The organism is Fibrobacter sp. HC4, assembly GCF_023373925.1.
GTDB lineage: Bacteria > Fibrobacterota > Fibrobacteria > Fibrobacterales > Fibrobacteraceae > Fibrobacter.
In genome coordinates this window covers 121445-141316 of record NZ_JALCZV010000006.1, presented here as the reverse complement: position 1 = coordinate 141316, position 19872 = coordinate 121445, and the positions used below count along the sequence as shown (strand labels likewise).

At 51.8% G+C, this 19872-nt stretch carries 15 protein-coding genes; 3 read left to right on the top strand and 12 right to left on the bottom strand.

Annotation, left to right across the window (positions count from 1 at the left end; translation table 11 throughout):
• Positions 1–100: 100 nt before the first annotated feature.
• The 7 genes from hemH to MMG03_RS05720 all read right to left on the bottom strand — a co-directional run bounded on the left by hemH (position 101) and on the right by MMG03_RS05720 (position 11164).
• Entirely contained in the window at positions 101–1132 is a 1032-nt protein-coding gene (gene hemH / locus MMG03_RS05745) for a ferrochelatase (RefSeq protein ID WP_249505851.1), read from the bottom strand.
• Positions 1132–2304, bottom strand: coding sequence for an RluA family pseudouridine synthase (locus MMG03_RS05740; protein WP_073156839.1), 1173 nt, complete (start codon positions 2302–2304; stop codon positions 1132–1134). The genes hemH and MMG03_RS05740 overlap by 1 nt, the downstream gene beginning before the upstream one ends.
• A 64-nt stretch (positions 2305–2368) precedes the next feature.
• Positions 2369–2491, bottom strand: coding sequence for a hypothetical protein (locus tag MMG03_RS15840; protein WP_256374933.1), 123 nt, complete (start codon positions 2489–2491; stop codon positions 2369–2371).
• A 9-nt stretch (positions 2492–2500) separates the two neighbouring features.
• Entirely contained in the window at positions 2501–4159 is a 1659-nt protein-coding gene (locus tag MMG03_RS05735; RefSeq protein ID WP_088658613.1) for an NAD(P)/FAD-dependent oxidoreductase, read from the bottom strand.
• Between the two features lie 18 nt (positions 4160–4177).
• Positions 4178–5968 (bottom strand): pyruvate kinase, encoded by a 1791-nt coding sequence (pyk, locus tag MMG03_RS05730; protein ID WP_073156834.1) that lies wholly within the window; start codon positions 5966–5968, stop codon positions 4178–4180.
• Positions 5969–6152: 184 nt separating this feature from the next.
• Positions 6153–9302: a right-handed parallel beta-helix repeat-containing protein gene (locus MMG03_RS05725; protein WP_073283687.1), complete on the bottom strand. Its 3150-nt coding sequence runs from the start codon at positions 9300–9302 to the stop codon at positions 6153–6155.
• Positions 9302–11164 carry a FecR domain-containing protein gene (locus MMG03_RS05720; RefSeq protein ID WP_249505850.1) on the bottom strand — a complete coding sequence of 621 codons (1863 nt, stop codon included), beginning with the start codon at positions 11162–11164 and terminating at the stop codon, positions 9302–9304. Before MMG03_RS05720 ends, MMG03_RS05725 begins: the two co-directional genes overlap by 1 nt.
• 180 nt (positions 11165–11344) lie before the next feature.
• Between MMG03_RS05720 and MMG03_RS05715 the strand changes: the two genes are divergently transcribed.
• From MMG03_RS05715 to MMG03_RS05705, 3 genes are read left to right on the top strand one after another with little or no spacing between them, the layout of a single operon-like run.
• Positions 11345–11629, top strand: a complete 285-nt coding sequence (locus tag MMG03_RS05715) for a hypothetical protein (RefSeq protein ID WP_073156826.1) — start codon at positions 11345–11347, stop codon at positions 11627–11629.
• Positions 11629–12084: an rRNA maturation RNase YbeY gene (ybeY, locus tag MMG03_RS05710; RefSeq protein ID WP_083538114.1), complete on the top strand. Its 456-nt coding sequence runs from the start codon at positions 11629–11631 to the stop codon at positions 12082–12084. Before MMG03_RS05715 ends, ybeY begins: the two co-directional genes overlap by 1 nt.
• Complete coding sequence (locus tag MMG03_RS05705; protein ID WP_073156823.1) at positions 12084–13415, top strand: hemolysin family protein; 1332 nt, start codon at positions 12084–12086, stop codon at positions 13413–13415. Before ybeY ends, MMG03_RS05705 begins: the two co-directional genes overlap by 1 nt.
• 110 nt (positions 13416–13525) lie before the next feature.
• Here the strand turns inward: MMG03_RS05705 and MMG03_RS05700 are convergent, their stop codons facing one another.
• From MMG03_RS05700 to MMG03_RS05680, 5 genes are all read right to left on the bottom strand, one after another.
• Positions 13526–15370 carry a DNA topoisomerase IV subunit B gene (locus MMG03_RS05700; protein WP_073156822.1) on the bottom strand — a complete coding sequence of 615 codons (1845 nt, stop codon included), beginning with the start codon at positions 15368–15370 and terminating at the stop codon, positions 13526–13528.
• 254 nt (positions 15371–15624) lie between these two features.
• A complete protein-coding gene (locus tag MMG03_RS05695) occupies positions 15625–16773 on the bottom strand; it encodes a hypothetical protein (protein ID WP_139258187.1) in 1149 nt (382 codons plus the stop codon).
• A 102-nt stretch (positions 16774–16875) separates the two neighbouring features.
• Complete coding sequence (locus MMG03_RS05690; protein ID WP_249505849.1) at positions 16876–18786, bottom strand: glycoside hydrolase family 9 protein; 1911 nt, start codon at positions 18784–18786, stop codon at positions 16876–16878.
• 117 nt (positions 18787–18903) lie between these two features.
• The gene (gene rdgB / locus MMG03_RS05685; RefSeq protein ID WP_073234722.1) at positions 18904–19533 is read right to left on the bottom strand and encodes an RdgB/HAM1 family non-canonical purine NTP pyrophosphatase; all 630 of its coding nucleotides are present in this window, start codon (positions 19531–19533) and stop codon (positions 18904–18906) included.
• Positions 19534–19566: 33 nt separating this feature from the next.
• Positions 19567–19758, bottom strand: a complete 192-nt coding sequence (locus MMG03_RS05680; protein ID WP_073157379.1) for a TM2 domain-containing protein — start codon at positions 19756–19758, stop codon at positions 19567–19569.
• Positions 19759–19872: the final 114 nt, after the last annotated feature.

Here is a 19872-nt window from a genome sequence, read left to right as displayed (position 1 = left end):
TAAATTACGCGGGACAATTTAGAAATAATAAAAGCCTCGGTCTTGGGACCGGGGTGTTAAAATGCGTTTTGACAGCGTTGGAGACTCTTTGGGGCTGGACCTAGGCGAACTTTAATGCGGGCAGGATTTCTTCGACGAATGCAGTAATCCAGTCGGGGTTTGCATTTAGGCAAGGAATACGCTTGAGTCGAGGACCGCCAGCACTATAATAGATCTGAGACACCTCGTCGTCAATTTCGTAGATGGTTTCCAGGTTGTCGGCGGTAAAAACTGGACTTACCACAACGACGGGTTTGTTTTGTTCGCCCAGCTGCTGCAAAGTCTCTGCCAGTGATGGCCCCAACCACTTTCCAGAGGGGAGCTTGCCGGGCTTGTACTTACTTTGATAAACCAGGTGGGCTTCTCCGCTGAATTTGTCGCCTGCAATTTCTGCGAGGCTTTGACAAATGCTCTTGGTACTTTGTTCACAATCACTGCGGTAAGGGTCGCTTGCGTTTTCTACACGCCAACTTTGGATCGAATGGAATGACACAAGAAGGGTGTCTTCCTCTTCGATTTGCTCGCTAATGGTTTTTGCCACTTCTCGGGCCCAGGCTTCGTTTTGGCAGAAACCTGTGGCAGATAAAATCTTCCCCTTGAACTTGATTTTCCTGGCACAGTCCAATACGTTGTCGATGGCTGCCTGTGTGGTAACGCCAGATCGCTGCGGGTACAAAGGCAGCATGTGAACTGTGTCGACACCGTCTTTTTCAAGTTGCTTTAGGGTTTCGCTAATGGATGGAGTACAGCCGTATTGATAGGCGAGACGGATTGTGACGTAGTCTTCAACCTTGTGCTGTTCCAGTGCGTCCGATGCGACGAATTTCCTGCGGAGTGCCGTCAGAAATTCTTCAGAGTACGTTACCAGCGGCATTTCCTTGAAATCGTTGCTGTTAAACATCTGAAGGTATTTGTCGTAACTAGAAAATTTGCCCTTTGGCAAAATGACGAACTTTAATAGCAGTTTCCAAAATAAGCTCTTCTTGCCTATGGTATGCCAGTCTCCAAGAAACTGATGGAGATAAGTCTCGATGTCATCGACATCAAGATTGGCGGGGGAGCCTAATTGAACCAGAAGAAGAGCGGTTGACATTACCTGCGGCGGCTCTGCTGGAAGTTGTTTTCCTTGCGTTCGTAGGGCTTGCGCTTCAGCTGGTCTAGAACAGATTGCAGTTCCTTGGGCAGGGGGCAATCGAAAACTTTCTTTTCGCCCTGCCAGTCGAATTCCAGACGGCAACTGTGGAGGAATAGACGGTGCAGGCCCAGCTGCTTCTTGATTTCGCGATTCAGGGCAAAATCGCCGTAGCGGGAGTCGCCCAGCAGGGGGTGACCGATGCTTGCGAAATGGGCGCGAATCTGGTGCATACGACCGGTTTCCAATTTAATCTTAACCAGGTCGAAACCGATGTAATGCTGCTTGACGCGGTAATGGGTGACGGCCTCCTTGGCGTCCTTGGAGTCTTCGCCAACTTTCATCTTGCTACCCTTGGCGGCGTCGGTGCGGGTCAGTTTTTCGCTGATGGTGCCGCGGTCCTTGGAAAGGTTGCCCTTGACCAGGGCGAAGTAATACTTGTCTACTTCGTGTTCGCGGATCATGCGGGTAAGTTCGCGGAGGGTGTCGCCGTGGAGGGCCACCATGATCATGCCGGAAGTTTCCTGGTCCAGTCGGTGGGCGATGGTGGGCTTGAAGTCCAGATCTTCCTTGCGGCCCCATTCCCACAGGTATTCCACCAGGCTTTCGCCGGGCTTGGTGCCGGAACCGGGCTGGCTTGCCAATCCCGAGGGCTTGTTCACGATCAGATAATCTTCGGTCTGGATGACGATGTCCAGTTCCTGAGCGCCCCAGTTGGACTGCTTCTCGGCGCCAGACATGTTCTTGCCCCAGGTGGATTTGTTCTTGGCGAAGCCTGTGACCGCAGATTTGTCGCGGTTTGCGCCTGCTGCGGAACCCGCTGCACCGGGGAAGGAAATGATGTTGGATTCGCCTGCCTCGTAGGCGGCTTCTACTTCGGCCTTGATCTGTGCGGACTGGGCGCGGCTCATGTCCTTTTCTTCTTCGGAAACGGACTTGAAGTTTTCATAGATGTTTACCAGATCGCCTTCCTGGAGCATCTGGTTTGCCTTGGCGACCACGCCATTGACGCGGACTTTCTTCTTGCGGATGACGGAGAAGAATACGGAGAGGGATTCCTCGGGGAAAGCCTTGCGGAGGAATCGGTCGAGACGCATATTTGCGAAGTTGCGGTCAATCTGGCGAGTAATCATATCAAACAGTGAAGAGTGAAAAGTGAATAGTTATGAGTGGTGAGCTATGAGCTGTGAGCTAAAGCTAGGCGCCTTCGGCGCGATTATAAAATTCAAGGCTCGCTGCAGAAAACTCACCGCTGAACAGGGCGCCTTTGGCGCGATTATCTACCTGAAAGGAGCCGTAGGCTCCGACCTCATACCTCATACCTGATACCTATTTCTTTGCGTAGTGGGCTAGACGGATGCCATCGGCGGCGCTGGTGACGATTCCACCGGAGTAGCCGGCACCTTCACCAAGAACGTAAAGACCCTTGGTGTTGACGCTTTCTAAAGTTTCGTTATTGCGGGTGATGCGGAGGGGAGAACTGGTTCGAGTTTCCGGCGCCACAATCAAACCTTCTTCAATAAAGCCTGGAATCTTCTTGTCAAAATTCTGGAAGCCTTCTGCCAGGGAAGCGCAGATGGTCTTGTCCATCCAATCCCACATATTGCTGTTTACCAGGCCGCAGGGGTATGTGGTCTTGGGCAGATTCTTGTCGACGCGTTTTGCCAAAAAGTTCTTGATGGTCTGGGCGGGAGCGGCGTAGTTCTTACCGCCAACGGCGTAGGCGTCCGCTTCAATTTTGCGCTGCAGGTCAAGACCGCCAAAGAGGGTGCCGGCAGTCTTGATATCGAAACCTTCTGCACCCGGTGTAATAGGAACTGCGATGGCGCCGTTGGCCAAAGGACCGTTTCGATGGCTGTAGCTCATGCCGTTGGTGGCGAGAGTGCCGGGTTCTGAAGCGCAGGGCACCAGGACACCACCGGGGCACATGCAGAAACTGTAGGCGGAACTGGTCTTGTTCAAGGTCGGCGTGGCCAAAAAATATTCTGCGGAACCGGTAAGCTTTGTATCGATGTCGCGGCCCAGCTGGCGCATATTGATAAGCATCTGCGGGTGTTCTACGCGAACGCCCATGGCGAACGCCTTGCTTTCGAGAGAGACTCCGCGAGCATGGAGCATTTCGTAAATGTGCCGTGCAGAATGACCTACGGCGAGAACCAAGGCCTCGCAAGGCTGCCAATGGCTGGGGCAGATTTCTGCGAAGTCTGCAGAAGGAACTTCTCCCAAATTACGGCGGGACACGTCCCGCAGCTTGATGCCGCAAATCCGTCCGTCCTTGATTTCAATATCTTCCAGGGTGGTGCTGTAATGAATCTTGCCGCCCAGTCGTGCGATTTCGGCGCGAAGCTGACGTAACATCAAAACCAGTCGGTCCGTGCCGATGTGGGGCTTTGCAAAGGTGACTACGGATTCATCGACGCCGAAGGATACCATGTCCTTTAGTACCGCTTCAGAAAACAGGTTGCGACTGCGGGTGTTCAGTTTTCCATCACTGAAGGCACCTGCGCCACCTTCGCCATAGAGCACGTTGCTGTATGCATTGAATTTTCGGTCTACAAAGAAACGGCGGATATCCCTAAAACGTTCTTCTACCAGTTTGCCTTGTTCGTAGAGGTCCACAGAAAAACCCTTGCGAAGCAAGTGTAGGGCTGCCCACAATCCGCTGGGACCTGCACCGATCACATCCACATGGCCTGCCATGGGAACGGTGTTGCGTTGGGGATCATTTCCCAGGGATTCGGTTTCTCGTGTGGCGGCCACCAAGCCCTTGGCGTGATTGCCCGTGGCTCGCAACTGGCGCTTTACTTCAAAAATGACATTGTAAGACCACTTTGGGTCTCCCTTACGGCGGCTATCTAGAGAAAAACGTTCCACTTCCAGATTGAAGATTTCTTCGGGATGGATTCGCAATTCCCGGGCCAAAGCGGCTCGGTACTCACCCTTTTTGGCGAGGGCGACGGAAAGTTCTCTGTAGCGGTAAGTATACATCAACCCAAAGGTAGAAATTTACAGCGTACCTTCGTAAACCACAAGACGTTTTCCGTCGATGGTGACGGCCATGCCGCTTTCCAGAGCGTTGAAGGCACCCTTGGCCAGGGCGAGCCATACCAGGCGGGGGTTGATCAGAGGCAAGGTTTCTGCAGGAATTCTGCTTTCGCCGTCTACAATTACGCCGCGAACGTCTCGGAGTACGGGAATGTATTCTTCGGTCAGAGTGTTGCACAGCAAGATTTCGTTGCTGTCGCGACGCAGAAGCATGTAGGCTTCGGTGGGGGTCTTTGCGCGAAGGATACGGCCGTTGGCGCGGGCAATATCTGCAGAGGCGCAGCCGCCCTGTTCGCCCTTCACCAGTTCGTTACCCACGTGGAGGACTCGGATGGTGTTCACAATTTGTGCGCTAATGGGGTAGCCGGAAGCCATGACGATGCGGTCGGAAATGTGGACGGCTCCTGCGTCGTAGGCGCTCTTGATAGCGTTCTGCACCATGGAATCGGAGTCGTTTACTTCTTCGGCAAACAGAGGGAATACGCCCCAGTTCAAGAGGAGCTGGCGCTTGACCTGTGCGAAGGGAGTTACAGCAAGGATCGGCTGACTGGGACGGAACATGCTGATCATGCGGGCGGTGTTTCCGGTAAGCGTCGGCGTGATGAGGGCAGCGGCGTTCACTTCGCGGGCGGTCTGGTAGGCGTTCTGGGAAACGATGCGGCTCATGTCGCCCTGCAGATCCATTTCGAAGGATTCCCGCATCTTCTTGTAGTATTCGGGAGAATATTCTACGGTAACTGCAACGCGGACCAGAGTTTCTACCGCTTCGATGGGGTAGAGACCGTTGGCGGTTTCGCCGGAGAGCATCACGGCGTCGGTACCGTCGAAAATAGCGTTAGCCACGTCGGTCAATTCCGCACGGGTGGGGCGGGGGTGCTGAATCATGGAGTCCAGCATCTGGGTGGCTGTAATGACGGGCTTGCCCAGCTGGCGGCAGACGCGGATGATGTGCTTCTGGGCCAGAGGAATTTTTTCGGTGGGCAGCTGAACGCCAAGGTCACCGCGGGCAATCATGATGCCGTCAGCCGTGGCGGCAATTTCGCGGATGTTGTTCAGACCTTCTTCGTTTTCAATCTTGGCGATAATCTTTGCCTTGGAATTGAGACTATCCAGGTAGCGACGGATTTCCTGGACTTCGCTGGCGTAGCTTACGAAAGAGGCGGCGATAAAGTCTACGTCCTGTTCGGCACCGAACTTGATGTCGTTCTTGTCCTGTTCGCTCATGATGGGAAGGCCGGCGTGAAGACCGATCAGGTTCACGTTCTTCTTGCTTCCGATGGCTGCGGAATTCTTGGCGACGCACTTGACGGTAAAGCCGTCCGTTTCTTCTACGTCTAGTTCCAGGAGGCCGTCGGCAATAAGGATGCGGTGGCCGGGTTCAATCTTCTGGGGCAATTCCTTCCAGGAAAGGCTCAGCTTTGCCGGTTCGTTTTCGGTGGCGCCCTTGGTGAGGGTGTCGTCGACGGTTACCCAAACTTTGTCGCCCTTGTTGAACTGGATGACGGCATCACCCTCGGTATTGCCGGTGCGGATTTCGGGACCCTTGGTGTCCAACATCAAGGCGATGGGTCGCTTGAGGTTGGCAGAAACGCGCTTCACCCTGTCCATGGCATCCTTGTGGGATTCGTGGGAGCCGTGGGAGAAATTGAATCGGGCCACGTTCATGCCTGCGATAATCAGGCGGGAGACAACTTCGTCATCCTTGGTGGTGGGGCCCATGGAGCATACAATTTTCGTCTTGTGGGTGAACATTTTTCGCCTCTTTTTTTTTCGTCAGAAATCAAACTTTTAATTTTCGGCGCCAATGATAAAAATTTTTAACACCTTCCCAAAGGGTAAAAGTGAACGTACTAAAAATGTATGAAAAAGGCGGGGCATAAGCCTCGCCTCTCAATGTTCTTTCTTTACCGTATGCGGTACTTTTACGCTTACCGTATTAAAAAATGTAGTTCACGCGGATACCGCCGTAGATGTCGGTGTATTCATCGCGCTTGCTATCGGGACGCAGATACATGGCCGTGCCGGCAAACCATTCGCTGCTCCAGTGCTTGGTGTGGTTCACCTTTACGTTCAGACCACCAAGAATATCCATTTCTGTTTCATCCTGTTCGCCATCGTCTTCCCAGGTGGTAAGCAGGTAGCGGAATTCTCCGTTGATGCCAAGCGTCAGGAACTTGTTCATGAGGGGAATCGTCATTTCTTCGTCGACATTGATTTCGGATTCCTTCATTTCGTCGCGAGTATAGTTCTTGAAGCGGGGGCGGACAATTAGGCTGTTCTGGAGAAGGTCTGTTTCCAGAGTCCATGAAAGGGGATAGGTGTGTTCCAGATAATCGGCGCCGCCGAAGTAATAACCCATCTTGCCCCAGGTAGAATCAGCGAGGTCCAGCAAGTTGGCAAGGCTATCCTTGTAGAATTTGGAATAGTCAGATCTGATAGAGAGGACTCCACCCACCTTGACAATGGATTTACCCTGTTTCAGGGATACATCTGCTGCCCAGGTATGTCTGAAAATTCTTTCCTGGAAATTGGAGGCCAGGTAGTCTTCAATGGCATAGCCGGTGTACTGAGCCCAACGTTCTGCGTCTACGGTTGTGGAATTTTCGTTGTCGGTCAGTTCAATAGTTTTCTTTCCCTTGCGAGGTGCAAACCAATCGTCTAGGAAAACTCCGTCCTTGTAGAACTGGTTCACCTGCAACTGGTAGGGACGATATTGAGTGCGGTATTCAAGATTGTAATTCAGTCTTGTAGAAATGTTGTTTGAGATCTTGAATGTGTTTTCTAGAGAGAAATTCTGGATGTACTTGGTTCTGTCGTTATCCAGTTCATGTTCTTCCTGCCAACTGTCGGATGCCTCGTCAAAGAATCCCCAACGGGTTCCTTCACCAAGGCCGAATAGGTTGGTGTTTCCGTGGTTGGCTGCGTTCTCTACGTTAATCTGGTAGGCGAAACCAAGAGTCCAGTAATCTCGGATTTCCTGTTCAATGCGGCCGCCGAATTCGCGGGTGTCGGAAAGCTGGTCTGGGGAACCTGCGCTGTAGAAGTCTTCGCCTACATACTTGACGTGAGCCGAGATAGTTGTCTTGTAGATGCTCCAATCAAGAGAAGCGCCGATGGCGAAATTCTGACTGCCCCAGTTGAGGCCCATAACGCGGCTGTCTTCGATATCGCTGTCTTCTTCACGCTTGGCAAGTTTCGCATCGCGAATGAGGGTGCGCAAGGAGTCGCGCATCTGGCTGCGGGTGAGGGTGGTGTTGTCTCCGAAAATGTTGTAGAGTTCCTGGTCGCTGAGGGTGCGAATTCGGGATTCGTTGTTCATAAGCTGACGGAGAGTTCCCATGGAACTTACGTTCAGTCCTGCTTCGCTAAATACCTTGTTTGCTGCGCGTTCCTTGGCGACGTCGGCGGTGTCTGCGCGACCTACGGCCACAGAGCCATTCAGTTCAATGTCTCCAGGATAGAATAGCCAGTTTCCGTCGGCGTACATGGTGAAGGAAGTCTGCATCGGTTCGCCGGTACTTCTGCTGGAACCGTCGCGGAGCAGCGGGTCTTCCATTTCGTCGTTGGCGTAAATGATTCCCACGGTGGCGTCGAAACGGCGTACGGGCGCCCACTTGAAGGAGGCTCCGTAGGCAAGACGCTGGGCCTGGAGTTCTCCATCTTCAATGTATTCTTTGTAAATAAGGGGGTGACGGTCATTCCAGGCGTAAGGGCGGCGGGCTTCGCCAAAGAAACCGCCCAGTTCAAAGAGGGGCATGTCTGCGTTGTTTCTGAGGAGCGACATGGTGTAGCCTACACCGAAGATGGGTAGGTTTGACATGTAGATGTCCCCCTGACTTTTCTGGAAGTCACCTAGAACTAAATGGTTGACTTGGTCTGTGTAGGAGAGGGTGACCGGGTTTGGTGAGAAGTGATTCCAGGAGTCTGCAGAGAGGTCTGCGTTAAATTCGATGGTTCGACCGTCTGGAGACTGCATCAGCAAGTAGGCGCTGGCTTCAGCACCGAATCCCGGAACCTGGAATGTATTTTCGTAGGACTTGCCGGTGATGACATGGTGGTAGTTTCCGCCCAGCATGACGTTACCGATGATGTTCCAGGACTTTGCGGTAGAATCCTGCAGGGCGGATTCCTTTTCGCGGGACTTGATCAGGTTTCCGATCTTTTCGTCGGGGTCGGTAATACGTTTCTTGATTCCGAAAATCTGGGGGTCTTCGGAAAGGGCTCCTGCAACAGTTCTGGAATCTACCGTAAAATCGTTGGCGTTACCGGAAATGCTTTCTGAAACGGAATTGTCGAGAACGTCAGCGGCGCTTGCTCCCACGGTATTTTTCGATATGTCGGAATTTTTCAGGGTCAGATGGCTGTTGCCCATATCCAGAATACCATAGCCGTTTTCCTGGATGGTGGTTCCGCTAGCATCAATGTATCCCAGATTGGAATTGTAGATGGCTACGGTGTTCTTCTTGAAGACAACGTTGTCCAGGGAGGCCTCGCCGTAGTTGGATACATGGAGGGCTGCACCCTGGTTGTCGGTAAATTCGCAGTCCGTGATTTCTGCCTTGCCGTTACGGATATAAAGACCGCGACCTGTACTGTTCTTGATAGAACTTCCGTGGAGGTTCAGCCCTGTGTTTTCAATGACGACTCCGTTTTCTGCATCGGTAATGACTGCGTTACGCAACTCGGATCCGTTTTCGCCAGAAATTGTGATGCCCTTCCAATCGCCGGCCTTGGGTGTCCTGGCTGCGGATTTGAAAACGACTGCTTCGGTGCTGATGCCTGCAGCCACAATCTGACCTTCGACTTTCAGCTTGGAACCGGGAGTGAACTGGAGGATGACTCCCGGTTCGATGACCAGGGCCGAAGCCTTGTCTACAAGCAAGTCTCCAGTGACAAGATAAGGGGATTCGCTTGCTCGCAGAAAACCGCGGATGTTTCCGCTGATGGCGGTGCCCCGAAGAATGGGGGACTTCTGTGCTGGGGTCTGTTCTGTCTGGGCTGCGGTTTGAGCTTCTGCCTGAAGTTCAGTTTGTGCAGAGGAAAGGCTTGCTGTTAACGCGATTGCTGTAATAAGAACGTGTTTCATTAGCGAACCTCGTAAATCTTAGTTGCGTTCAAGGTCTCGCCGCTCTTCAGGAATACCTTGATCTTGATTTCGGTAGTCTTTCCTCGGATGATTCCTACCTGCCTGTCAAAAGCTGTTCCTTGAAAATCGGTTTCGGTGAGAACGTCATCCTTTTCGCCGGACTGGCTAATGACAATGCGCTTGATAAACTGGGGATTGTTTTCGGGCAGCCCGTTAACCTTGAAACGGATCATCTGGTAAAAACGATTGGTGTGGTTCTGGGGCGGGCGCGGAACGCGGAGGCGGATCTTCTTCGGTCCTTCAACATCCAGGGTGGCATTAGTCTTGGGGAAACATCCCAAGGTCTTGCTAACCTTGCTTGTGTTGCCTGCCAGGTCTTCTGCAGTAAAGCTGTAGTTGTGGATGCCCTTGGTGGTCTTCAAGGTGTATTCACCGGAGTTTCCGTAAATCTGGTCGATGCCCTTGACTCCATCTACATAGGGGGTCAGTATGACCTGGTCACCTTCAGTATCCTTGATATTTAACTTGATAAAGCACTTGAGGGAATCGGTCCTTGTGATGCCGATGGTTGGAGAAATTGTATTGATGGTCTTGCTGTTCTTCTTGATGGCCAGCTTGAGTGTTGCCTTTTCGGTTCCGTATTTTTCAGAATTGTATTCCACTTCCACCAGTTCGCTGTTCCAGTTTTTCCAGGAGTCCTTGATGGATAGGTTGTAACGCAAGTGTCCATCGGGATTGCGCAGGAGCAGGTTGTCAGAAACCTTGCCATCGTGGGTTACCGTAAGGGTGGCATTGGGGTCGGACGGATCAAATCTTCCTTCGATGATGGTCGCAGACGGATCGCTAACGGTAAGGGGAGAGCTGGTGATGAGAGTCAAGGGCTCGTGGCCTGCCACAGAATCCCTGGGGGCGGAACTGACATAGTAAGTGGCCAAGTTTCCGCAGTCAAAGCTGGTCTTTCCCACTTGGCAGGTGACTGTAAATTTCTTCGGACCTTGCTGTTTCGGAGACCATTCCGGGGTGAAGGTGACGGAGCCTTCGTCGGAGTTCTGCATTTCGCCGCCGATACCGACCTTGATGCCCTGGGTGCACTGGCCCTGGATTTTTACGGAGTTTTCGCGGATGGTGTCCGGCAGAGCCTCGAATTCGCAACGCACGCCATCCTTCAATTTTTTCAGGGCTTCTGCACGGAGCTTGTCCAGTTCGCCGGCTTTCTTGAGCAGTTCCTCTTCTGTGATGGTGGAGTCGCCTGCCAGGCTGTCAATCTTGTCCAGGAAATCGGCGTCGGCTCCGGCGCTCAGGTCAATGACGACCAACTTGTCGCGGTGGGTGACAATGGCTTGATTTTCGTGGATGGATACGGCCTGAGTTCCCATGAACATGTCCATCTTACCAAAAATCAGGGCTGCAATGGGTGTCTGGCGTTCGCTAAGTCCTGTCAGACCGTAGGTTCCTCGGATAGCTGCCGTGGCGGTGCCCGTCTTGAACTTGAAATGACTTCCGCCATTCTGTTTCTGGACGTCGAACTTAATCTTGCCCGACTTGATTTCGGCGGTGATGTAATTCTTCCCGTCGTCTGTCATCACTTCGGTCATGGACACCAGGGAATTCTCTTCGATGGAAATGTTACTTCCGTCGGGGAGGGCGATGATTGCCTGGGATTCCAGCAGGGTACGGATCAAGTCGCTCTGGTTGACCTTGTTTCCAACTTTAAGGTCTTTCCAGTCTCCCTTGCCTTCCTTTTGGGTCGTTACTTCGCCAATGCGGGAACGGACCTTGCCCGAAGCGGACTTGGCGGCGAAGGAGTTGGCTACCAGAAGGGCCAGGAATATCGCGATAACTCTAGAATAGCGTGAACACATATTGCCTCTCGTTCAAAGGGGTCTTCATGTCTTTTGGGGCAAATATAGCTTTAGGGGAAGATGCCTTTTTGTATCAAAAATAAAAGTTTGATGTATTCCGTGGACTAAAACCCCTTGGAGATTTGCTCTTTTGGCGAAAAAAGCTATATATATAGAAGTATTTCATAAAAGGATAGCACTATGGAAGTTGAAGAACTGACCGTTGCATTCAGCGACGAAGACTCTGGCGAAGAAGTCATCAAGGAATTGGGCAAGGAGATCCTCTCCAAGGGCGCATGGCCGACCGTCATGTTCCACTATCAGGAAAAGGATCCCAAGACCGGTGAATTCGGTGAACCTAAGGTTAGCCTCCGTCGTTATCGCAAGATGAACGGAAACTTCAAGGCCCAGGGTAAGTTCAAGATTACCGGCAAGGCCCAGGCTGAAGCTATCATCGAAGTTCTCAAGAAGTGGTACAACATCTAATGGACCCTGCTAGTTATAACATCGACTTTCTTACCGAAGGCGACATCGAGAAGTTCCCTTATCAGGACAAGTTTGAAAAGATGGCTCGCAAACTCCTGGCCGAAGAAGGCAAGGAGAAGGACGTCAATATCGTCATGTGTTCCGACGAATTCGTCCGCGAAATGAACAAGAATTACCGCGGTCTGGACAAGGTGACCGACGTGCTCTCCTTTGAATGGCATGCCGAGTTCCCCGGTGAACCCGAAATGCTGGGTGAAATCTACATCGCCCAGGAACAGGTTCGCAGACAGGCTCCGGAGTACGGCAACACTTTCTACGCCGAACTGAAGCGTGTCATTGTTCACGGCCTTTTGCACCTGTCCGGTTACGACCACATCAAGGCTGCCGACCGCAAGGTGATGCGCGCCCGCGAGTGCGAATTTCTTGGACTTGACCCCTACAAGGAGAAGGACTGATGGAATCTCCTGAAAGTTGGGCGATTGTTTTTTTAATCCTTTTCCTTTTTGTTTCCTTCTCTTTCTCGTTAATCAAGGCTGTGTTCAGTGGCATTTACGCCAAGCGTGATGCCAAGGACCGCGAAGGCCGTGAAGAGAAGGTGGCCGCCCTGGTGGAACTGGGCGGATTCAACGAGACCATTTCCATTGGCCGAATCTTCTGCAATGTGGGTAGCGGTGTCCTGGGATTCTATCTGTTCGAGATGCTCCCCTGGGCAAAGGACTTCTGGATTCTTGCGTTCCTGGCCTATATGGTGGTGGCCTGCATCTGCATTTATACCCTTACGGTTTTCTGCGCCAACGTTCTCGGAAACCTGAAACCCGACACCTTGGCCATTGTGCTGATCCCTCTGTTCAAGTGGATCCGCCTGCCCTTTGCGGTACCCGCAAAAATCTGCCACTGGATGTTTGTCAAGATCTTGAAGGTCATGGGTTACGATTCCAAACTCAGCTTCTTGCCCGAAGAACGCCGCGACGCTGTTCAGGCCGACTTGTCTGACGTCCAGGGCGACGATGGCGAAGGTCTGGAAAAAGAAGAACGTCAGATGATTCTGAACATCTTCGACTTTGTGGAAACTCCGGTTCGCGAAATCATGACTCCCCGCGTGGACATGTGCGCCATCGATGCCGATACCAGCCTGGAAGATTTGGTGAAGGTGCTGAACACCGAACGCCATTCCCGCTTGCCGGTGTATAAGGAAACCGTCGACAACATCGTAGGTATCCTTTCTAACCGCGATTTTTTGCAGTGGTACACCGAACATCACGAAACCGAAACTTTCGACATCATGAAGTTGGTGATGCCGCCGGTATTCGTGCCCTACCACAAGAAAATTGACGACATGCTGACCGACCTGCGAAAGACCGGTAACCAGCTGGCCATTGTGGTCGACGAATATGGTGGAACCGCGGGCCTTGTAACCCTGGAAGACATCCTTGAAGAAATCGTTGGCGAAATCCGCGACGAAGACGACGTGGATGAGGAACAGGACGTCCAGAAACTGAAGGACGGCCGCTACATCCTGGATCCGCTGATGACCCTGTCCGACCTGGAATACGAACTGGGCGTGGAACTGGAAGCTCCGGAAAATTCCCATGTGGAAACCCTTTCCGGCCTGATCCAGGCAACCCTCGGAATCATTCCCTCTCCTGGCGCCGAAGTGGTCATCAAGGGCTACACCTTCCGTGTGCTCAAGATGGAAGGCAACCGCATGGAAAAGGTTCTCATGATCCAGCCCGGCAAGAACAAGCCCAAGTCCGGTCCCCGTACGCAGGCCTTCCGCGTCACTTGATTTTGTTTGATTTGGGGACGCAGATCGAGTCCCGCAAACCTAAAAAAGAAGCCCGCCGAAGCGGGCTTCCTTGCGTTAAATTCGCGGTCTGTTTCGTCTGACGATCTAGGTTAAAGTTCGTCAACCGCTTCAGCACGGAGGTTCGTCACGATGTGGTCCTGGCGCTGGGGAGTGTTGTTTCCCATGTAATAGGCCAACATCTTGCCGAAGTTGGCGTCCGGCGGGAGAATCACGGTTTCCAGACGCATCTGGTCGCCAATGAACTGCCCGAATTCTTCGGGGCTGATTTCGCCCAGACCTTTGAATCGGGTGATTTCCAGACCTGTCTTGCCGATTTCCTTGGCGGCCTTGTCGCGTTCGGCTTCGTCATAGCAGTACTTGGTCACGTTCTTGTTACGCACGCGGAACAGCGGAGTCTGCAAGATGAACAGGTGCTTCTGTTCTACCAGTTCCGGGAAGAACTGCAGGAAGAAGGTCATGAGCAGCAGGCGGATATGCATACCGTCCACATCGGCATCGGTTGCGATAATCACCTTGTCGTAACGCAAGTCTTCAAGGCCATTTTCGATATCCAGAGCGCTCTGGAGCAGGTTGAATTCCTCGTTTTCGTAAACCACCTTCTTGGTAAGTCCGAAACAGTTCAAGGGCTTACCGCGGAGACTGAACACGGCCTGGGTCTGCACGTTGCGAGCCTTGGTGATGGAACCGGATGCAGAGTCACCTTCGGTGATAAAGATCATGGATTCCTTGTTCAGTGCGTTCTTCACGTCGGTCAGGTGGACCTTGCAGTCGCGAAGCTTCTTGTTGTGCAGGCTTGCCTTCTTGGCGCGTTCGTTGGCCAATTTCTTGATACCTGCAATTTCCTTGCGTTCGCGTTCGTTCTGGGTAATGCGATCCTGAAGGGCCTTTGCGGTTTCGGGATTCTTATGGAGGTAGTTGTCCAGTTCCTTGGAAACGTAATCCACGATCCAGGTACGGAGCTGAGCGCCTCCCGGAGAAACGGTGGTGCTGCCCAGTTTGGTCTTGGTCTGGGATTCGAACACCGGTTCCTGGATACGCACAGAAATGGCGCCGATAATGCAGTTGCGGACGTCAGACGGATCCAGATCCTTCTTGAAGAAGTCGCGGGCGCCCTTGACGATACCTTCGCGGAAAGCCTGCTGATGGGTACCTCCCTGGGTGGTATACTGGCCGTTCACGAAACTGTAATAATGTTCGCCATACTGGTTGCCATGGGTAAAGGCGATCTCAATGTCGGACTGCTTGAAATGGGCCACCGGATAACGGATAGAATCGTCTACGTGCTTCTGGAGCAAATCCAGGAGGCCGTTGGGGCTGACGTAGGTCTTGCCGTTCATGATGAGGGAAAGACCGTTGTTCAGGTAGGCATAGTTCCAGACCTTTTCTTCCATGTAGGCGGGAAGGAATCTGAAGTTCTTGAAAATATTGGCGTCCGGTTCGAAGAAAATTTCGGTACCGTTCTTTTCGGTGGTGTCCTTTTCCTTTTCTTCGCGGACAAGCACACCCTTGCTGAATTCTGCTTCCTTGACGCGGCCATCGCGGTAGCTCTTGACGATGAACTTGGTAGAGAGGGCGTTTACAGCCTTGGTACCCACGCCGTTCATACCTACAGACTTCTGGAAGGCGTCGGAATCGTACTTACCACCGGTATTGATCTTGCTGACGCAGTCGATGACCTTGCCCAGGGGGATGCCGCGGCCGAAGTCGCGGATGTGGGCGGAGTGATCTTCAATGTCGATAATGATCTTTTTACCGGCGCCCATGACGAATTCGTCGATGGAGTTGTCGATAATTTCCTTGACGAGAACGTAGATACCGTCATCGGGGCTCTGGCCATCGCCCAGCTTGCCGATGTACATACCCGGACGTTCGCGGATGTGTTCGTTCCATTCCAGTGTTCTAATGCTGTCGTCTGTATACTTTGCTGCTGCCATAATCTTTAAATCAGAACGTTTAAGGTTAAAAAATCAGTTCAAAATGTCTAGTTCAAAATGTCTATTTCAAAATTTTTCACAAAGATAAACTTTTTCGCTGACACTTTAGTGTCAAGATAGTTCTGCCCCTGCGAACTTTTCGGTCGACAATATAGTAAAAACGAAACAGGAACTGTTCAAAAGAGCAGTTCCTTGTTGCAAAAAAAGGCCTGGCCCTGGGCCAAGCCTTTTCCATAAAAATTTGACCTTGTGGGTTAGACGCCCAGAGAAACTCTCATGAGCAGGCTGAAACCATGGAAAGTGTGGTTAATGGGTTCATAGGTGTTAAAGAAGTATTCACCATGAATCCAGGTGTTGAGACGTCTGTTACGATTCAGTAGGATGCCGCCACCAATGTGAGCCTGGAGGCCGTTGTCGCGGATTTCATCGCTGTTGTATTCGTAATCGATGTCAAAGGTTGTTGCAGACATACCCACGCCAATGTAGGGGGCAATCGGACCAGAGAGGATGGGGTAGTAGAAAGAGAAACCCCAGGCGATATAGTCTGTAGTGATGTCTTCGTACTTATCGTAATTATAGTAGTAGTAATCGCCGTTGTTAACCTTGTTATTTCTGTCGACTGTATTGACCTTGTGGCTGATGTTGAGGGTCAGCATGGTGATTGTGTACTTGGAATCGTACGCAAAGAAGAAATCGTAGGAGGTCAGGGGTTCGTAATCGGTGAATGCGTTGATTTCGTCACCGATGAACTTGGTCAGACCGAGACCGACACCGAAGTAGAGATTGGGAATGCGAGGCTTTTTGGCGGGTGCAGGTTCTGCGGCCGGAGCTGCTTCATAAACTGCGGGAGCCGGTGCTGCAACAGGCTGTGCGGCGGGCTGTTTTGCGGGGGCCTTTGCTACGGGCATGGGAGCCGGAGCGGCTGCGACTGGTTCTGCTGCCGGTTTGGGGGTAGGCTCGGCGACAGGCTCTGCAACCGGTTCGGCGGCAGGTTCTGCCTTGGCGACGGATTCAACTGCGGGCTCAACGGCAGGTGCTGCAGCCTGATTTTCGGAACTCATGACTTCGGCCAGTTTTGCAAGGGCCTTGTCCATATTCTCTTCCTTGAGAATCTTGACCTGGTGATTCCAGACAGGCTTGTTTTCGGAATCCTGGATCTTGGCGCTGACCATGGTGGCCTGACCCAACTTGCTGACGTTGATGGAGGCTGTCTTCTGGCAACCTTCGGCAACAATCTGGTAGCTGCCCTGGCTGTCAACGTAGTTCTTGAAAAGGGAAGGAATACTAGCCTGGGTTTCGGCGGAAATGCCACTGGCTTCTACAGGAGAAAGGCAGAGAGGCTCTGCTGCGGAAATATATGCGGCAAGAGAAAAAAAGACGGGGATAAAAATTTTCTTATTCATACCGCAAAAGGTAAATAAAAATACGACGGAACGCATGGTTCCGCCGCATTTTCCGTTGTAAAAATGTGTGGTGTTAATCACATTTTTTCTGGGGTGTGGATTTTAACGGATTTGACGTCCTTTGAGATTGAAGTAGCGAGTAGATCCGTTAACATCGGTCTTTTTGATGTTTACGCTTCCCTTGCGAACAATCAGCTGGCTGCCAACTGTGTTTTTCGGGGAAATTTCGCGTTTCCTGGCGATACTGCTCACTTCAAAGTTGGCGGCAGAGGCTTTTTCGACGTCGAATACCTTGCCAGTAGAGGAAATTGCCTGGAGACCGTTGGCCAGGAAGGCGAAGGGGGCATTCCAGTTGATAGCCACTTCGTTACTGGCGTAGCTGCACTTGTTGTCGTAGAAGGATTTGGCGGGAGCGCTTTCATCGCGGTAGTCTACGTTGCCGCAGGACTTGATGTCGGTGGCGGCGGGGTTGGGACCGCCAGAAAGCATGCCGGGGACGGGGGCTTCAACGGTGTCAGCTGTGCTGGGACGATGGTGGGGGTGCATAACCTGGTTCACGCCATAGCCAGTCAGGTAAGACATATCCAGGGGGTTTCTTCCCATGAGGTAATCCAACAGACCTACTGCAGCATCCAGATACTTCTGTTCCTTGGTCAGGATGTAGGAGTAGATCAGGGCCATGCCCTTGTTGGCAGCGAAGCTATTGGAACCCCAGTTGAAATCCTTGCCGTCCATGGCGACGCCATAGCCGTTATCATTCAAAAGGTCAACGATCTTGTCTCCGAGACCCAAAACCTGAATTCTTGCAGAATCCACATCTGCCTTGTCAAAAATGGTGGGGTTGGTGGATACGGTGTAGGAAGTCAGCATAAAGGTGGTAGACCAGGTGGGCAGAGACGTTCTGGAATGGAACAGGGGGACTTCCTGGAACTTTGCCTTGATGGTTTCGTTCTTGCTGATTCGGAAAAGTTCGGCGGCGGCCCAGATTCGTTCGTCTGTAGCGGAGTTGTCGGAATAGGTTCCGGTGCCGACGCCCGAGGGCTGTACAAACTTTGCGTTAGGATTCAGTGTACCCCAGTAGTAAGCTTTTTCGGCGGCGCGAACGCACTTTTCTGCAAAAGCTTCGTCATAAGGCTTGTAGATGTCTGCTGCGAGAGCCATGATTGCTACGAAGTTCCAGGTAGCGGTGATGCTCTTGCCGATTGCGAAACGGACGGATTTGTCTTTTTCGGGCATGATTTCACCACAGAAATTCTTGGTGGTCAACTTGTGGAAAATACCGCCGTCGACATCCTGCATGGTCAGCATCCATTCAAGGTTCCAGCGGATTTCATCAAGAATGTCGGGAACGTCGTTCTTGCTTTCGGGAATGTTCAAATTCAGGGACTTGAAATAGTCTTCGTTCAGACGGTAAAGCTGAAGAAGGGTGTAGGTTGTGATGCCGGAGTTGACAATGTATTTGCCGTAGTCACCTGCGTCATACCATCCCTTGGCTCCATTAAAGGTGGAGATGTTGTCGATGATTCCTGTGGATTCGTGGTATCGAACAGCTGTGTCCGGGTGGCCTGCTGCGCGGGCGTACTTGCCGGCGAATTCTTCGGTCAGTTCGGTGGATGAACGCTGGAAGTAGAAGAACTTGAGGGCGGCCTTGCCGATTGCCTCATAGGCGTTATCGCTGACAATAATGGGGTAGCCTACGGCTTCATCGCCAATGTAGGCCTGGTAGGTGCCAGCCTTGGAAAGTTCGGAAAAATCTACAAGGGAGGCTGCTGTATCGCCTGCGGGTGCCCAAGGTGCCGCTGCAGGAACCTTTACGGACAGAGCCTTTGAACCGGAAGCGTCCTTGAAGGTAACTTCCATGCCTTCTGCGCCAACGACTGCAATTTGCTTGAGTCCCTTGGTCAAGAAGCCAATCTGGTTCTGGTGAACTGTTGCTGCCACAGCACTTTGGGCTGCTATAGTAGAGAACGCAGCGACTGTCAGGAATCTTGCGATACTTTTTTTGAAATTCATAAACCAATCCTCATGTTTGACTATAAAATTAAACAGAGCGAGGATTGTTTTGCTGAAATAATTGCACAAAAGTGTTTTCTGCTGAAAACACCCTAATGTGGAATGTTCTAGTATGTCTTACTTGGAAGAGAGTGCCTTATATAGGGCTCGGATGGCATTGCCGCGGTGGCTGATGACTTTCTTTTCTTCAAGTTCCATCTGGGCGAAAGTTCTGGTTTCGCCATTGGGAACGAAGAGAGGGTCGTATCCAAAACCCATATCGCCTACGGGTGCATAATTGATGTTGCCTCGGCATTCGCCTTCATAAATCTTAGGCTCGGTCACGGAGAACTTTCCGTCTTCGCCCTTGATGACTTGCTGGTAGGAGAGGGCGCAGAAATAACGGGCGGCGCGATCTTTGATTCCCTCAAGTTTTGCCATTAGTTTGTCGTTGTTGGCGTTGTCATCGCCGTGACCGCCGGCATAGCGAGCACTGTAAATTCCCGGTTCGCCATTTAGTGCAAAAACTTCAAGACCGGAATCGTCGGCAAGAACGGTTGCTTCGATACCGCGGTCGGCGAGCCACTGGGCGGTAACGCTAGACTTGATGATGGCATTGGCGGCAAAGGAGTTTCCGTCTTCTACGATATCCCCGTCAAAACCGATGTCCTTGAGAGTCTTGAATTCATAGTGGTCTGTTCCCAGGATGTGGGCGAAATCACGAATTTTACCTGCGCTGCCGGTAGCGATAACAAAAAGACTTTTCATGGGTGAGGTTCGGTTAAAGGTTGATGGGGAAGATTAGTAGTGTTCCGGTTTAAGGACGATGAGGATTGCGTCGACGACGATACCTACGCCGCAAAGACCTCCAGTGCAAAGCCAGAGGATTCCCGTCCAGATTTTTCCTTCGTAAAAACGGTGCAGTCCTAGATAGCCTAGTAAGATACAGAGGGCTAGAGCTATCCACTTGTTGTGTTCACCTTGTGCGGGCATAAGCATTCCTTTATTTACCGAGTTAAATATAGAAATTGTTCCTTTCCTGTAACACTTGGATATGCTTGATGTGTTACCCAAAGGAAATGAATTTTTAGAATCAAAAAAAATAAA

What these genes read in the sequence shown, in the direction of transcription:
- hemH (WP_249505851.1), bottom strand. Translation starts at nt 1,132, where the DNA reads ATGTCAACCGCTCTTCTTCTGGTTCAATTAGGCTCCCCCGCCAATCTT.
- MMG03_RS05740 (WP_073156839.1), bottom strand. Translation starts at nt 2,304, where the DNA reads ATGATTACTCGCCAGATTGACCGCAACTTCGCAAATATGCGTCTCGAC.
- MMG03_RS15840 (WP_256374933.1), bottom strand. Translation starts at nt 2,491, where the DNA reads ATGAGGTATGAGGTCGGAGCCTACGGCTCCTTTCAGGTAGATAATCGC.
- MMG03_RS05735 (WP_088658613.1), bottom strand. Translation starts at nt 4,159, where the DNA reads ATGTATACTTACCGCTACAGAGAACTTTCCGTCGCCCTCGCCAAAAAG.
- pyk (WP_073156834.1), bottom strand. Translation starts at nt 5,968, where the DNA reads ATGTTCACCCACAAGACGAAAATTGTATGCTCCATGGGCCCCACCACC.
- MMG03_RS05725 (WP_073283687.1), bottom strand. Translation starts at nt 9,302, where the DNA reads ATGAAACACGTTCTTATTACAGCAATCGCGTTAACAGCAAGCCTTTCC.
- MMG03_RS05720 (WP_249505850.1), bottom strand. Translation starts at nt 11,164, where the DNA reads ATGTGTTCACGCTATTCTAGAGTTATCGCGATATTCCTGGCCCTTCTG.
- MMG03_RS05715 (WP_073156826.1), top strand. Translation starts at nt 11,345, where the DNA reads ATGGAAGTTGAAGAACTGACCGTTGCATTCAGCGACGAAGACTCTGGC.
- ybeY (WP_083538114.1), top strand. Translation starts at nt 11,629, where the DNA reads ATGGACCCTGCTAGTTATAACATCGACTTTCTTACCGAAGGCGACATC.
- MMG03_RS05705 (WP_073156823.1), top strand. Translation starts at nt 12,084, where the DNA reads ATGGAATCTCCTGAAAGTTGGGCGATTGTTTTTTTAATCCTTTTCCTT.
- MMG03_RS05700 (WP_073156822.1), bottom strand. Translation starts at nt 15,370, where the DNA reads ATGGCAGCAGCAAAGTATACAGACGACAGCATTAGAACACTGGAATGG.
- MMG03_RS05695 (WP_139258187.1), bottom strand. Translation starts at nt 16,773, where the DNA reads ATGAATAAGAAAATTTTTATCCCCGTCTTTTTTTCTCTTGCCGCATAT.
- MMG03_RS05690 (WP_249505849.1), bottom strand. Translation starts at nt 18,786, where the DNA reads ATGAATTTCAAAAAAAGTATCGCAAGATTCCTGACAGTCGCTGCGTTC.
- rdgB (WP_073234722.1), bottom strand. Translation starts at nt 19,533, where the DNA reads ATGAAAAGTCTTTTTGTTATCGCTACCGGCAGCGCAGGTAAAATTCGT.
- MMG03_RS05680 (WP_073157379.1), bottom strand. Translation starts at nt 19,758, where the DNA reads ATGCCCGCACAAGGTGAACACAACAAGTGGATAGCTCTAGCCCTCTGT.